Genomic DNA, 14,726 nt, shown 5'->3' with positions numbered 1-14,726 from the left:
TATTATTTCCATAACGCTGCAGTCTTGGCTGCTTGTACGTCTGTAGGGTCTTCTCAAATCAATCCTTCATATGAGTTCTCATACTGAAGGATTCAAATGAAGGCCAAACGTTGAGCTAGTCTAGCCATTGAAATTTTTAACGTCTAGCTACCTACGATAACTAGACGTTTTAGCGATATTAAACGTCTAATAGGAGACGTGCTGGGTCCTCTAGTAACTCTTTAATCGTTACTAGGAAGCCAACTGATTCACGACCATCAATTAGGCGGTGATCGTAAGATAGCGCTAGGTACATCATCGGCAAGATTTCAACTTTGCCATCCACTGCCATCGGACGCTCTTGGATCTTATGCATACCAAGAATCGCTGATTGAGGTGGGTTGATGATTGGTGTAGACATTAGTGAACCGAACACACCACCGTTTGTGATAGTGAAGTTACCGCCCATTAGCTCGTCTACCGTTAGCTTGCCATCACGACCTTTAATAGCCAGCTCTTTGATGCCTTTTTCAACATCAGCAAAACCAAGCTTGTCACAGTCTTTTAGGACAGGTGTAACTAGACCACGTGGCGTTGATACCGCCATGCTAATGTCGAAGTAGTTGTGGTAAACAATGTCATCGCCATCAATCGAAGCATTTACTTCTGGGTAACGCTTAAGCGCTTCTGTTACTGCTTTCACGTAGAAAGACATGAAGCCCAAACGAATACCGTGACGCTCTTCGAACTGATCTTTGTACTGCTTACGAAGGTCCATGATTGGTTTCATGTTCACTTCGTTAAACGTCGTTAGCATTGCCGTGTTGTTCTTCGCTTCTAGCAGACGGTTAGCAACTGTCTTACGAAGGCGAGTCATTGGAACACGTTTCTGACTGCGAGCTGCTGCTGGCACGTCAACCACTGCTGGCGAGTCTTCTTTTGACGTAGATTTAGCGTTCGCAAGATGCGCTTCAATATCTTCGCGCGTAATACGACCACCAACACCAGTGCCTTTCACTTGGCTTGCTTCTAAGCCATGTTCAGCCAATAAACGGCGCACTGCTGGGCTTAGTGCGTCATTACTTTCTTCGCTAAGCGCAGCTTTGTGACGCTTATCAGGAGATGCTTCAGTACCTTCTGTTTTGTCTGCAGTTGGTTCACCTGCAACTGCGCCTGGCTTCAATTTAGCAATAATTTGTTTAGAAAGTACTGTCGCACCTTCTGCTTCAACAATAGCTTCTAAAACGCCAGCTTCCGGAGCTGGAACTTCTAGCACAACTTTGTCTGTTTCGATGTCAACCAAAACCTCGTCACGCTCTACTGCGTCGCCTGGTTGTTTGTGCCATGTCGCTACGGTTGCATCAGCAACTGATTCAGGTAAATCTGGAACCAGAATTTCAATTGTCATATCTGTTTCTTCCTTTAACTTCTAGTTCTTAATTCGAAGTTTTTGAGTTCACGTTCAGAGCGTCTTCAACCAACGCTTTTTGTTGTTTCAAGTGCACCGACATGTAGCCAACTGCTGGCGAAGCAGAAGCTGGGCGACCTGCGTATTTAAGATTTGCACCTGCAGGAATAGCGGCACGGAAGTTATGTTGGCTACAGTACCAAGCACCTTGGTTCTGAGGTTCTTCCTGACACCACACGAAGTCTTCAACGTTAGTGTATTGAGCAATTGCTGCTTGTACTTCTTCCATTGGGAATGGGTAAAGCTGTTCAATACGCACGATAGCAACATCGTCTTGCTCGTTGTTACGGCGCTGCTCTAGTAGGTCAAAGTAAACCTTACCAGCACAGAACACGACACGTTTCACTTTGCTTGGTTCTAAATCATCTACTTCTGGAATTGCAGATTGGAATGTACCATCCGCCAAGTCTTCAATCGTTGAAGTACATAGAGGGTGGCGCAGCAAAGATTTCGGCGACATTACAATGAGAGGTCGACGCATTGGGCGTACAACCTGACGACGAATCATGTGGTACACCTGAGCCGGTGTTGAAGGAACCACAACCTGCATATTTTGCTCAGCACAAAGCTGAAGGTAACGCTCTAAACGTGCAGATGAGTGCTCAGGACCTTGACCTTCATAACCATGAGGTAGAAGCATAGTAAGACCGCACAAACGCGCCCACTTTTGCTCGCCTGACGAGATAAACTGGTCGATAACAACTTGTGCACCGTTGGCAAAATCACCAAACTGTGCTTCCCAGATAGTTAAACCACCTGGTTCGGCTGTTGCGTAACCGTATTCAAACGCCAACACAGCTTCTTCTGACAATACTGAGTCAAAGACTTGGAATGGCCCTTGGTTGTCATGAATATTCGCTAATGGAATGTAAGTGCTTGCATCGGTTTGGTTATGAAGAACCGAGTGACGGTGGAAGAAAGTACCACGACCCGAGTCCTGACCAGAAAGACGAATACGCTTGCCATCGTCAACCAATGTAGCATACGCCAATGTTTCAGCCATACCCCAGTCAATAGCTTTTTCACCGGTCATCATTGCTAGACGATCGTTGTATAGCTTATTAACACGGCTTTGCAGTTTATGGCTTTCTGGGTACTGACACAGACGATTGCCTAGCTCAATAAGGCGTGTCTTGTCGTATTTTGAATCCCACTCCATATCCCATTCGTGCCCTAAGTAAGGGGACCAGTCTACAGAGTGCAACGCCATTGGACGCCATTCTTTAACAACCACTTCACCGCGATCTAATGCATCGCGATACTCATTGACTAACTGAGTCGCTGTCTCGATATCTGATTCATTTTTATCGATCAGAACATCTGCATACAATTTGCGTGGTGTAGGATGCTTTTTGATTTTCTGGTACATCAAAGGCTGAGTCGCATTTGGCTCATCCGCCTCATTGTGGCCGTGGCGACGGTAACATACAAGATCGATCACGACATCGCGCTTGAACTCATTACGGTAATCCAATGCAATGCGAGTAACAAAAGCAACTGCTTCTGGGTCATCTGCATTTACATGGAAAATTGGCGCCTGCACCATCTTCGCGATATCGGTACAGTACATCGTAGAACGCGTGTCACGAGGATTAGACGTCGTAAAGCCTACTTGGTTGTTGATGACGATACGTACCGTACCACCAACTTGGAACCCACGAGCAAGAGACATGTTGAACGTTTCGGCAACCACACCCTGACCAGCGATTGCAGAATCACCGTGGATGGTGATAGGAAGCACTTTGCTACCTTGATTATCACCCAAGCGGTCTTGACGTGCTCGAACTGAGCCCATGACTACCGGGTTTACGATTTCTAGGTGCGATGGGTTAAATGCAAGCGCTAAGTGAACATCACCGCCTGGAGTCGCAAAATCAGCAGAGAAACCTTGGTGATATTTCACATCACCCGTACCCCAAGTTTCGTCGTGTTTACCGGCGAACTCATCAAACAGGTCTTGAGGTTTCTTACCAAGTACGTTCACCAGCATGTTCAAACGACCGCGGTGAGCCATACCGATAACCACTTCACGCATTCCACTTGTACCCGCATGACGGATCAACTCTTTCGTCATCGGAATCAGCGCATCACCACCTTCTAAAGAGAAACGTTTTGCACCTGGGAATTTCGCCCCGAGGTAACGCTCCAAACCTTCAGCGGCTGTTAGCTCTTCTAGGAATGTGCGCTTCTCATCTTTGTTGAATGATGGCTGGCCTACGACAGACTCAAGGCGTTGCTGAATCCAACGCTTTTGCTCTGTGTCAGTCATGTGCATGTATTCAGCACCGATGGAACCGCAATAAGTTTTGTTGAGGGCTTCATAGATATCTTTCAACTTCATGGTTTCTTGCCCAACAGCAAAAGAACCTACGTTGAAAGTTTCTTCGAAGTCATCTTCGGTAAGATTATGAAAAGCAGGGTCTAACTCCGCCACGGTTGGGCGTTGCCATAGACCTAGTGGGTCTAATTCTGCAGCTTCATGTCCGCGGAAACGGTATGCGTTGATTAGCTGTAGAACTTTTACTTGTTTTGCATCGACATCTGGGTCACTAACTTGGACATTGTAATGCTTTGTTTCTCTAGCGAGTCGTCGGAAGTAGTCACGGACACGTGAATGTGGTTGTTCTGCCACTTCTTCTGATGGCTTAGGCAAGCCTTCAAAAACACGTTTCCACTCCTCACTTACCAGATCGGGATCACTTAGATACAGTTCGTAGAGGTCCTCTACATACGTTGCATTGGCGCCAGCCAAGTGTGAAGACTCGAGCCATGCCTTCATCACGCCGTTGTGCATATTTTCCCTTAACCAGTAGTTTTCACGTTTGCTTCGGTCTTTGCCGAGCTATAAGAGCCGACTAAAAATACGGTCGGCAATTTTTGTATTCTTTACTCGAATATTACTGAAGCAGTGAAGCGGTCATATCGGGTGATCCGCAACACTGCGACATTACTAAGAGCGAGTAAATTAAACCGAACGATTAACCAACATCGACTTAATGTGACCGATGGCTTTCGTCGGATTTAATCCCTTAGGACAAACACTTACACAATTCATGATGCCATGGCAACGAAAAACGCTAAATGCATCATCAAGATCAGACAAACGTTCATCTGTTGCCGTATCGCGGCTATCAATTAGCCAACGGTACGCTGCAAGAAGACCAGCTGGGCCGATGAATTTATCAGGGTTCCACCAGAATGATGGGCAAGACGTTGTACAACATGCACACATGATACATTCGTACAATCCATCTAAATGCGCACGATCATCAGGCGATTGTAGATTCTCACGTGATGGTGGTAATGCACCATCATCAATCAAGAATGGTTTAACTTTCGCATAGTTATCATAGAACTGCGTCATGTCAACGATAAGATCGCGCACGACAGGTAACCCTGGTAGTGGACGAATAACTATCTTATCGCCTTGTAGAGCAGATAACGGTGTGATACACGCTAGGCCGTTTTTACCATTCATATTCAAACCATCAGAACCACATACCCCTTCACGGCATGAGCGACGGAACGCGATGCTTGGATCTTGCTCTTTTAGCAGAATCAATGCATCAAGCACCATCATGTCTGAGCCTTCGTCTACCTCAAGGGTATACTCTTTCATGTAAGGCTTGGTATCCACATCCGGATTGTAACGGTATAAAGAGAAGTTTAATTTCATAGTCGTATCCTCCCTTTAGTATGTACGTACTTTCGGCGGGAAAGCTTCACGATGCGTTGGCGTCATGTTCACATCACGCTTAGTCATCGCTTCTGTTTCCGGATTGTAGATAGAGTGGCATAGCCAGTTCTCATCATCACGCTCAGGGAAATCGAAACGAGCATGTGCGCCACGACTCTCTGTACGGTAGTTTGCTGCAACGGCAGTTGAAAACGCGGTTTCCATCAGGTTATCAAGTTCTAGACACTCAATACGCTGCGTGTTGAACTCTGAAGACTTGTCCGCTAGATGCGCATCTTTCAAACGTTCGCGAATCACTTTCAACTCTTCTAGACCGGTTGCCATCGCATCGCCTTCACGGAATACCGAGAAGCTGTTTTGCATGCATGCTTGTAGGTCTTTACGAATCTGAACTGGATCTTCACCACCAGTGCTGTTTTCCCAACGCATAGTACGCGCTAGAGACGCTTCAATATCAGATTCTGTTGCAGGACGAGCTTCTGCTTGCGCTGCTAGCGTTTCGCCAAGGTGCAAGCCAGTAGCACGACCAAATACGACCAAGTCTAGTAATGAGTTGCCGCCCAGACGGTTAGCACCGTGTACCGATACAGAAGCAATCTCACCACATGCGTAAAGGCCTTGTACTTCCATCTCGCTACCGTCGGCCTTCTGCTTAATTGCTTGGCCAGAGACTTGAGTAGGTACACCACCCATCATGTAGTGACAAGTTGGAATTACTGGAATTGGCTCTTTCACTGGGTCAACGTGTGCAAATGTACGAGACAGTTCACAGATACCTGGTAGACGTGATTCAAGTACTTCTTTACCAAGGTGATCAAGTTTCAACTTGATATGTGGACCCCAAGGACCATCACAGCCGCGGCCTTCACGAATTTCAATCATCATTGAACGAGCAACCACGTCACGACCAGCAAGGTCTTTCGCGTTTGGTGCGTAGCGCTCCATGAAGCGTTCACCATCTTTATTTAGAAGGTAACCACCTTCACCACGACAACCTTCCGTCACTAGAACACCCGCGCCAGCAATACCTGTTGGGTGGAACTGCCACATTTCCATGTCTTGCATTGGAACGCCTGCGCGAAGTGCCATACCAACGCCATCACCCGTGTTGATGTGCGCGTTAGTGGTCGATGCGTAAATACGACCTGCACCACCTGTAGCTAGAATGGTTGCTTTCGATTTGAAGTAACAGATTTCACCCGTTTCCATACAAATCGCAGTACAACCCATGATTGCGCCGTCTTGGTTTTTCACAAGATCCAAAGCGTACCACTCCGAGAAGATGGTTGTTTTGTGTTTTACGTTTTGCTGGTAAAGCGTGTGAAGAAGTGCGTGACCAGTACGGTCTGCAGCAGCGGCTGTACGAGCAGCCTGCTCACCACCAAACTCTTTAGATTGGCCACCGAATGGACGTTGGTATATGGTACCGTTATCAAAACGAGAGAATGGAAGACCCATTTTTTCAAGCTCGATAACTGACTCAGGACCATTTTTACACATGTATTCAATCGCGTTCTGGTCACCGATGTAGTCGGAACCTTTAACGGTATCGTACATGTGCCATTGCCAATCGTCTTTGTGCGAGTTACCCAGAGCAACGGTAATGCCGCCCTGTGCAGACACAGTATGAGAACGTGTTGGAAATACTTTTGACAACAAAGCACATGATAGGCCTTGCTCTGAAATTTGTAGTGCAGCGCGCATACCTGCACCACCAGCGCCGATTACTACGGCATCAAACTCACGAACTGGAATAGACACTTACGCACCCCACAGAATAAATAGACCAGAGAAGACATAGCCGAATAGCACGGCAATAACACCAAGTTGTAGTGCGCCACGTAGTTTCGCGCACTTAATGTAATCAGTTAATACTTGCCACAAACCAACCCAAGCGTGAATCAGGATCGAGACAAGTGCCAACATGGTGAATACTTTAGTGAAGGTACCACCAAAGAATTGGGTCCAAGATGCGTAAGAGATATCTGAAAATGCACAGAAGCTAATCAGATAAATCGTGTATAGCGTCATAATGATTGCAGTTGCACGAATTAGTAGGAAATCGTGTACACCATTACGACCAAATGAAGATACGTGTTTTACCATACCAAGATCCCCGCCAATAATGATAATACTGCTGTTGCACCAAACGCGACTTTAGCGCTGATCGTGCCTGAATCTAGTTCTTCAAAGTGACCTAGATCCATCAATAAGTGACGGATACCACCTGCGATGTGGTAGGCAAGTGCAGTAAGAATTCCCCACAGGATGAATTTTACGAAGAAGCTATCGACGATGTCAGCGGCTTCCATAAAACCCATTGGGGATGACAGAGAAATGGATAGTAACCACAGTAATATACCCACCGCAACAAACGTAATTACCCCAGACACACGGTGTAGGATGGATGCGATTGCTGTGATAGGAAAGTGGATGGTCTGTAAATCTAAATTAACAGGTCTTGACTTTCTTTCTTTCACGGGCTTGCTCACTCAGCTCCATTGAGCATTTATTGTTATAACCAATTTCAGCTTCCAAACGTACAAAAGTTAACATCTATTTAACAAATATCGCGAGTAACCACTCAGACAATTGTAAACAAGTTGTTAACAAACGGAATCCAGCAACAAACCTCACTCTTTGTTTCTAGCCCCGAATTTATAAGGATTTAACTAAAATTTTCTTTGCCAATATACGGCGAGCAACATTCTAATACAATTGGTGTAACAAATTATGCTACATAGAACAGATTTTTAACGATTTTCATGAGAAAAATCATAACAAGTGCACACAAAGATGGAGAAAAATTGACTTTAAGCTTTAACAACAGTACAAAAATGGCACATAAACATCCTGGACGGATTAAATAATAAACAAAGGAGATTGTTATGGCGGATAAGAAAGCGACCCTTCATGTTGAAGGTCAAGCGCCAATCGAACTGCCAATTATGGACGGTACGCTAGGTACACCTGTAATTGACGTTCGTAAGCTGGGAGCCAATGGTTACTTTACTTTTGACCCAGGTTTTCTTGCCACTGCATCTTGTGAATCATCAATCACGTACATCGATGGCGGCAAAGGTATTCTTTTGCACCGCGGTTTCCCGATTGATCAATTAGCCAATAACGCAGATTACTTAGAAGTATGTTACATCCTTCTTTATGGTGAAGCCCCTACCCGAGAACAATACGAGCAATTCAAAACGACCGTTACTCGTCACACAATGGTACACGAGCAAATCGCAAGCTTTTTCCATGGCTTCCGACGCGATGCTCATCCAATGGCGGTAATGTGTGGTGTAGTTGGAGCACTTGCAGCCTTCTATCACGACTCTCTTGACATTAACAACGACGAACACCGCGAAATTGCAGCGTACCGTCTGCTGTCAAAAATGCCAACACTGGCGGCGATGTGTTACAAATACTCTATCGGTCAGCCATTTATTTACCCTCGTAACGACCTTAGCTACGCAGAGAACTTCTTGCATATGATGTTCGCAAACCCTTGCGAAGAGTATGAAGTAAATCCTGTGGTTGCCCGTGCGATGGATAAGATTTTCACTCTACACGCGGATCACGAACAGAATGCGTCGACATCAACTGTTCGCCTAGCTGGCTCTTCTGGTGCGAACCCATTTGCATGTATTGCCGCTGGTATTGCATCCCTTTGGGGGCCTGCTCACGGTGGCGCAAACGAAGCCTGCTTGAGAATGCTAGAAGAGATTGGCAGCGTCGATAACATCCCTGAATATGTAGACCGCGCGAAAGACAAAGATGACCCATTCCGCTTAATGGGCTTTGGTCACCGCGTTTACAAGAACTACGACCCACGTGCGACAGTAATGCGCGAAACGTGTCATGAAGTTCTCAAAGAGCTAAACATTCAAGACCCTCTGCTAGACGTTGCAATGGAACTTGAGCGCATTGCACTTTCTGATGAGTACTTCGTGTCTAAGAAGCTGTACCCGAACGTAGACTTCTACTCAGGTATCATTCTTAAAGCGATTGGTATTCCAGTTTCTATGTTTACGGTTATCTTCGCGATTTCTCGTACCATCGGCTGGATTGCTCACTGGAACGAAATGCACAGCGATCCACTGAACCGCATCGGTCGTCCTCGTCAGCTATACACTGGCGAAACACAACGTGAGTTTTCTCCACTTCACGAACGTGAATGATCTTTTAGTACGAAGATAGACAAACAAAAGGGTTGAGATTTTCGTCTCAACCCTTTTTTCTTTTTTGCGTTTAACGTTATTAATGGAGAACGCTAAACCGGATTATCAATATCGATAAACTCCACATGTAGGCCATATTCATCCGCTAGCCATTTGCCTAAGGCCTGAACACCATAACGCTCAGTAGCATGATGACCTGCAGCAAAGTAATGAATGTCCATTTCACGAGCAGTATAAGTGGTGCGCTCTGAAATTTCTCCAGAGATAAATGCATCCAGCCCGTGCTGTACAGCAAGTTCAATGAAATCCTGCCCTCCACCAGTACACCAGCCGACTGTCTCAATCATCTTATCAGTATTCTCTGGAGCGATATGCAGAGGCTCTCTTTCAAGAACTTGGTTGATCTTACTCGCAAATTCAACACCAGACATCGGCTTTTTCAAGCGCCCAAACATAGCAACTGACTGAGGGTGCCCTTCAAGCCCACCTTCTACTTCGATTTCAAGTAAGCGAGCTAATTCAGCGTTGTTGCCTAGCTCTGGGTGAATATCCAGAGGAAGGTGATAACCATATAAGTTGATATCATTTTTGATCAGGCTACGAATTCGTTTACCTTTCATACCACGAATTGGCTCAGGTTCACCTTTCCAAAAATAACCGTGATGAACGAGTAATGCGTCTGCATTAAGCTCAATCGCTTTATCGATTAAGGCTTGAGAGGCGGTTACGCCAGTGATAATACGCTTTACGGCTGGCGTCCCTTCTACCTGTAACCCGTTTGGTGCGTAATCTTTAATTAACTGCGGTGACAGTTTGTCATTAAGAATCTGTTCTAGCTTTAAGTTATTCATTATTACTTCCAATTTCTAGCGCATGTAAACCTAAATAACCTCTCGATGAAATCAGACCGAGAGTGTGCAACCTAGTTGATACAACAACGTTTTGACATCTGGCACCTTGATATCATTTAGGTATTTAAAGTGTATCTCGAACCCTAATATCGATGCTAGCCACCCTACCCTCAAAAGCAAATTTAGTTACAATAACAAAGCTTGTCGCCTCACCATACATTTAGGGATACGGATGAACCAACTGCAACGCTTTTACCAATGGATCGCCACTTCACCTCCTCTTTTCAAGTTACGCCCTCCGTTTGCAACCTTAGAGGATCTTACGGTAACGCCTTTAAAGAACACTGAGCAATACAATGGTAATCCAAGATTGGGCTTTTTATATCAGCACTTATGCACTGCAGTTCTCTCTAGTTCAGAACGATATCAGGTTATCGCGGAAGAGGTTCAGTTAAACGACATCGAAGGTAAGACCATTGGTGCTATAGATTTGGTGTTGCGGAATACAGAATCAAATCAGATAGAACATTGGGAAGTGGCGATTAAGTTTTATCTTCTTTACAACGGCATTTGGTATGGCCCGAATGCTCACGACCAGTTACATGCGAAATTGGATAGAATGCTCACGCATCAACTGAAAATGAGCGATCGCCCGGAATTTCAAAAAATAATTCCTTTAAACGACTCTCCAGAAGAGCGCCTAATGATGCAAGGACGACTCTATATTAATCCGTTTACTCCAGAGCCAACTCCTAAGGAGTGCTTGGGTTATGAATTAAATCCAAGTCAGATTAGTGGTTACTGGTGCTATCAAAGTCAATGGGATTTAATTAGTAAACCCCTTTATCATTTACATAAACCATGCTGGGCGACCGGTACAGACGATTTCTCTCAACCTATTGAAAAGCCTTTAGATCGATTCATACACGCACAAACGGAAGACGGTCAATTCTGGTTTGTGGTACCAGATTCATGGCCCGGAGATAAAGCTGTTCGGGGCACTTAAACATGAAAGGGTTGATGTTTTCACATCAACCCTTTGCTAGATACATTGACCATTGGATGTTTTACAAACCAGCGGCTGCAAACACTTGATTAACGATCTCTTGTGCTTCTGCTTCGATTTGTTTTAGGTGCTCTTCACCTTTGAAGCTTTCACAGTAAATCTTGTAGATGTCCTCTGTGCCTGATGGACGAGCAGCGAACCAACCGTTAGCTGTCGTTACTTTAAGGCCACCAATCGCAGCACCATTGCCTGGTGCATGCGTTAGACGAGCAGTGATCTCATCACCTGCTAGAGTTTCAGCCGCAACCATTTCTGGTGACAACTTCTTCAATACGTCTTTTTGTGGGCCATTTGCTACAGCTTGAATACGGTTGTACTTCGACTCACCGTGCTTCGCCGCTAGCTCTTCATAGTAATCTTGTGGGTTCTTACCCGTTACCGCAGTGATCTCTGCTGCTAGAAGGCATAGCAAGATGCCATCTTTGTCTGTTGACCAAGGCGTGCCATCTTTACGAAGGAAAGACGCACCAGCACTTTCTTCGCCGCCGAAACCAAACTTACCAGTGTACAGACCGTCTACAAACCATTTGAAACCAACAGGCACTTCACATAGCTCACGACCTAGATCCGCAACAACACGGTCAATCAGCGCACTTGAAACTAGTGTTTTACCAACAGCGACATCTTTACCCCACGCGTCACGATGACGGTACAAGTAGTCAATACAAACGGCTAAGAAGTGGTTCGGGTTCATCAAACCTTTTGGCGTAACGATACCGTGACGGTCGTAGTCAGGATCGTTACCAAATGCTAAATCGTATTCGTCTTTCAGTGCCAATAGACCCGCCATTGCGTAAGGAGAAGAACAGTCCATACGCACAACGCCGTCTTTATCTAGCGACATGAATTGGAAAGAAGGATCGATCGATTCACTTACTAGCGTTAGGTCTAGGTTGTATGCCTGACCAATTTGACGCCAGTAATCGATACCGCTGCCACCCAATGGATCTACACCAATCTTCAGGTTCGCTTTTTGGATTGCTTCCATATCGATAACGTTCACCAGGTCATCAATGTATGGCTTCACCAAGTCCATCTCTACAAACAGATCCGATGCTTTTGCTTCTGCTAGTGGTAGGCGTTTAACACCTTGTAAACCTTCAGCAATCAATTCGTTCGCACGATCTTCGATAGCTTGAGTCAACTCAGCTTCTGCAGGACCACCATGTGTCGGATTGTATTTGATTCCGCCGTCTTGTGGTGGGTTATGTGATGGGGTAATAACGATACCGTCTGCTTTTTCATCGTGTTTGATGTTGTAAGTCAGAATCGCGTGTGAAATACCCGGTGTTGGCGTGTAACCGTTGTCTTGCTGGACAATCACTTTCACACCATTTGCAATCAATACTTCAATCACACTTGAAAAAGCAGGCTCAGATAGCGCATGCGTGTCTTTACCCACAAACAACGGGCCAGTTGTGCCTTGCTCAGCACGAACTTCTGCTACCGCTTGAGCGATCGCTAAAATGTGGTTTTCGTTAAAAGTGTGCTTGTCTGCAGTACCGCGGTGGCCAGAAGTACCAAATTGAACTTTGTGTTCTGCGTTTGCCGCGTCTGGTTGAAGTAAGAAGTAGTTAGCAACGAGTGCTGGGATATTGTGAAGATCTTCCTGCTGCGCTTTTTGCCCAGCACGAGGGTGCATAGCCATGTTTGACATCCTTTCTTTCAATACAAATAAAATTAAAAAAGCCTCATAATATCCGCTCACTGCGACGCATTATGAGGCTTCTATCAGGTTTCTTAGATTGAACCTGTTACTTTTTCTATTAAGTCAGGTTGGAACCCCATGTGTGCCATCACTTGTTCAACCATCTGTCTTTTACGACTTGTATTGTTATTCGTGATAACCCAAAACGGTGTGCCAGGAATGGCTTTTGGCTTGGTCGTATTACCGTTTGCTAGCAAGGTTTCTTCATTATCTGCAAAGTACACGCGTTTGCGTCCTTTTACATTCGTAGCCTGGGCGAAACCTTCTGGATTCAATTTATGTAAGGTCGATAATACCAACATAAAGCGATCAATCGCTTTTTTTAGACCGGCAAACTCATCAGAAATAAGCAGCGAACGCATTTCTTTCACTACATCAACAGATTCCGTTTTACCCGCATCTTTACTTACTACAATCCCTTGTGGCTTCTCTACTACAGGCGCGGCTTTAGCTTCCTGCAACTGACCATCAAGGTTTAAAAGGCGTCGCAAAATATCCGAGGCGCTTTCACCGATATGCTTAGTTTGACTAGCTATATAACGGTATAGATCCTCATCAACCTCAATTGTTTTCATTCGCTTTTCACATTCTCAATGTTTAAACTCTGGGGGATTATAACGAGATCCACGCGGATACTCCACGTTAAACCCATCACGAATAAGATAAAATGTCAGCATTACTCAACTATAAGCAGGAAGGCCAAGGCCAAACAGTTGTTTTGATTCACGGATTGTTTGGTAGTTTAAGTAATCTGGGTCTACTCGCCCGCGATCTTATTAAAGATCACACGGTGATCAGTATTGATCTGAGAAATCACGGCCTCTCTTTCCACTCCGAAGTCCATAACTATACCGATATGGCAAAAGATGTGGCTCAGCTCCTTCAGCACTTAAACGTTGAGCCATCTATTGTTATTGGTCACTCCATGGGCGGAAAAGTCGCGATGGCTCTTGTGGACATTGCTCCAAATGTAGTCAAGCAGTTAGTCGTTCTCGACATGGCGCCTGTAGCCTACACTACGAACCGTCACGATAATGTTTTTAACGGCTTACATGCTGTTATTAATGAAAAACCAGCAAATCGACAGCAAGCCATGGATATCCTAGCTCAACATATTGAACTCGATGGTGTAAGACAATTTCTCTCTAAATCACTGTACAAAAATGGCGATAAGATGGATTGGCGGTTTAACGTACCGAGCCTTTTTGAGAATTATGACCAAATTATTGGCTGGCAAGAAATCACACCAACAGATATCCCAACTTTATTTATCAAAGGCGGCGACTCTGACTACTTAATGCCAGAACATCAGCCGGCAGTGAAGCGACAATTTAACCATGCTAAAGCACACATTATCGCTGGCACTGGTCACTGGTTACACGCCGAGAAACCGACAGAAGTAATGAGAGTCATTCGAAAATACATTTCCAGTTAACAAATTCGAAAAGCAACACTAGATTATTGAAATAACCCTTCTTGTAGTGCATTAACTTTACCGTTTAACAGTGGTATAGTGCGCCCAAGATTTTTCGGCATGAAGGGCTAAAATGCTTTACGACTATATGGATATGCTCGAGTCTATTGGGCTCGATCTTCTTTTTGCTGCTATCTTTTTTTTCATCGGGATGGCGATAAAAGATGTGCTAAAGCAAGGCAATGTACCTGTTTTTGGTCGTCGTATTGTGTGGTTAGTCCTTTTCCTAGGCTGTGCTGGCTTTATTGCAAAAGGTGTAATTCAGCTAACTTGGGAAGGCTCAGGGTTAGGTTAAACCCTTAGTA

General features: G+C 45.1%; 13 protein-coding genes. 4 read left to right on the top strand and 9 right to left on the bottom strand.

The window, feature by feature from the left end; all coding sequences use genetic code 11:
* Positions 1-178: 178 nt before the first annotated feature.
* The 6 genes from odhB to sdhC all read right to left on the bottom strand — a co-directional run bounded on the left by odhB (position 179) and on the right by sdhC (position 7,636).
* Positions 179-1,387, bottom strand: coding sequence for a 2-oxoglutarate dehydrogenase complex dihydrolipoyllysine-residue succinyltransferase (gene odhB / locus R7E38_RS15460; RefSeq protein ID WP_154204757.1), 1,209 nt, complete (start codon positions 1,385-1,387; stop codon positions 179-181).
* Positions 1,388-1,415: 28 nt separating this feature from the next.
* Complete coding sequence (gene sucA / locus R7E38_RS15455; protein ID WP_005382176.1) at positions 1,416-4,241, bottom strand: 2-oxoglutarate dehydrogenase E1 component; 2,826 nt, start codon at positions 4,239-4,241, stop codon at positions 1,416-1,418.
* Between the two features lie 171 nt (positions 4,242-4,412).
* On the bottom strand, positions 4,413-5,123 hold the full coding sequence (locus R7E38_RS15450) for a succinate dehydrogenase iron-sulfur subunit (protein ID WP_005382174.1): 711 nt from the start codon (positions 5,121-5,123) through the stop codon (positions 4,413-4,415).
* Positions 5,124-5,138: 15 nt separating this feature from the next.
* On the bottom strand, positions 5,139-6,905 hold the full coding sequence (sdhA, locus tag R7E38_RS15445; RefSeq protein WP_005382172.1) for a succinate dehydrogenase flavoprotein subunit: 1,767 nt from the start codon (positions 6,903-6,905) through the stop codon (positions 5,139-5,141).
* Entirely contained in the window at positions 6,906-7,250 is a 345-nt protein-coding gene (gene sdhD / locus R7E38_RS15440; protein ID WP_005382169.1) for a succinate dehydrogenase, hydrophobic membrane anchor protein, read from the bottom strand.
* Positions 7,244-7,636, bottom strand: a complete 393-nt coding sequence (sdhC, locus tag R7E38_RS15435; RefSeq protein WP_226083837.1) for a succinate dehydrogenase cytochrome b556 subunit — start codon at positions 7,634-7,636, stop codon at positions 7,244-7,246. Before sdhC ends, sdhD begins: the two co-directional genes overlap by 7 nt.
* Before the next feature lie 396 nt (positions 7,637-8,032).
* Between sdhC and R7E38_RS15430 the strand changes: the two genes are divergently transcribed.
* A complete protein-coding gene (locus tag R7E38_RS15430) occupies positions 8,033-9,322 on the top strand; it encodes a citrate synthase (RefSeq protein ID WP_005382163.1) in 1,290 nt (429 codons plus the stop codon).
* A 92-nt stretch (positions 9,323-9,414) separates the two neighbouring features.
* On the opposite strand, the gene R7E38_RS15425 is transcribed toward R7E38_RS15430, so the two are convergent.
* The gene (locus tag R7E38_RS15425) at positions 9,415-10,173 is read right to left on the bottom strand and encodes a Nif3-like dinuclear metal center hexameric protein (RefSeq protein ID WP_025766984.1); all 759 of its coding nucleotides are present in this window, start codon (positions 10,171-10,173) and stop codon (positions 9,415-9,417) included.
* A gap of 232 nt (positions 10,174-10,405) precedes the next feature.
* Between R7E38_RS15425 and R7E38_RS15420 the strand changes: the two genes are divergently transcribed.
* Positions 10,406-11,179 carry a DUF1853 family protein gene (locus R7E38_RS15420; RefSeq protein ID WP_047102887.1) on the top strand — a complete coding sequence of 258 codons (774 nt, stop codon included), beginning with the start codon at positions 10,406-10,408 and terminating at the stop codon, positions 11,177-11,179.
* A 61-nt stretch (positions 11,180-11,240) separates the two neighbouring features.
* On the opposite strand, the gene pgm is transcribed toward R7E38_RS15420, so the two are convergent.
* Both pgm and seqA read right to left on the bottom strand, forming a co-directional pair.
* On the bottom strand, positions 11,241-12,887 hold the full coding sequence (gene pgm, locus R7E38_RS15415; protein WP_226083836.1) for a phosphoglucomutase (alpha-D-glucose-1,6-bisphosphate-dependent): 1,647 nt from the start codon (positions 12,885-12,887) through the stop codon (positions 11,241-11,243).
* A gap of 92 nt (positions 12,888-12,979) precedes the next feature.
* Positions 12,980-13,522: a replication initiation negative regulator SeqA gene (gene seqA / locus R7E38_RS15410; RefSeq protein ID WP_005382149.1), complete on the bottom strand. Its 543-nt coding sequence runs from the start codon at positions 13,520-13,522 to the stop codon at positions 12,980-12,982.
* Between the two features lie 92 nt (positions 13,523-13,614).
* On the opposite strand from seqA, the gene R7E38_RS15405 reads away from it, so the two are divergent.
* A complete protein-coding gene (locus tag R7E38_RS15405; RefSeq protein WP_017819953.1) occupies positions 13,615-14,382 on the top strand; it encodes an alpha/beta fold hydrolase in 768 nt (255 codons plus the stop codon).
* A gap of 112 nt (positions 14,383-14,494) precedes the next feature.
* Positions 14,495-14,716, top strand: coding sequence for a DUF2788 domain-containing protein (locus R7E38_RS15400; protein ID WP_005393038.1), 222 nt, complete (start codon positions 14,495-14,497; stop codon positions 14,714-14,716).
* The last annotated feature ends 10 nt before the right edge of the window (positions 14,717-14,726 follow it).

The sequence above is a fragment of the Vibrio sp. Vb2131 genome, assembly GCF_033338535.1.
Lineage (GTDB): Bacteria > Pseudomonadota > Gammaproteobacteria > Enterobacterales > Vibrionaceae > Vibrio > Vibrio alginolyticus.
This window is presented reverse-complemented; position numbering and strand designations above follow the sequence as displayed.

Bases quoted from the DNA above. Each gene is read 5' to 3' on its own strand.
- odhB (WP_154204757.1), bottom strand. From the start codon at position 1,387: ATGACAATTGAAATTCTGGTTCCAGATTTACCTGAATCAGTTGCTGAT.
- sucA (WP_005382176.1), bottom strand. From the start codon at position 4,241: ATGCACAACGGCGTGATGAAGGCATGGCTCGAGTCTTCACACTTGGCT.
- R7E38_RS15450 (WP_005382174.1), bottom strand. From the start codon at position 5,123: ATGAAATTAAACTTCTCTTTATACCGTTACAATCCGGATGTGGATACC.
- sdhD (WP_005382169.1), bottom strand. From the start codon at position 7,250: ATGGTAAAACACGTATCTTCATTTGGTCGTAATGGTGTACACGATTTC.
- R7E38_RS15430 (WP_005382163.1), top strand. From the start codon at position 8,033: ATGGCGGATAAGAAAGCGACCCTTCATGTTGAAGGTCAAGCGCCAATC.
- R7E38_RS15425 (WP_025766984.1), bottom strand. From the start codon at position 10,173: ATGAATAACTTAAAGCTAGAACAGATTCTTAATGACAAACTGTCACCG.
- R7E38_RS15420 (WP_047102887.1), top strand. From the start codon at position 10,406: ATGAACCAACTGCAACGCTTTTACCAATGGATCGCCACTTCACCTCCT.
- pgm (WP_226083836.1), bottom strand. From the start codon at position 12,887: ATGGCTATGCACCCTCGTGCTGGGCAAAAAGCGCAGCAGGAAGATCTT.
- seqA (WP_005382149.1), bottom strand. From the start codon at position 13,522: ATGAAAACAATTGAGGTTGATGAGGATCTATACCGTTATATAGCTAGT.
- R7E38_RS15405 (WP_017819953.1), top strand. From the start codon at position 13,615: ATGTCAGCATTACTCAACTATAAGCAGGAAGGCCAAGGCCAAACAGTT.
- R7E38_RS15400 (WP_005393038.1), top strand. From the start codon at position 14,495: ATGCTTTACGACTATATGGATATGCTCGAGTCTATTGGGCTCGATCTT.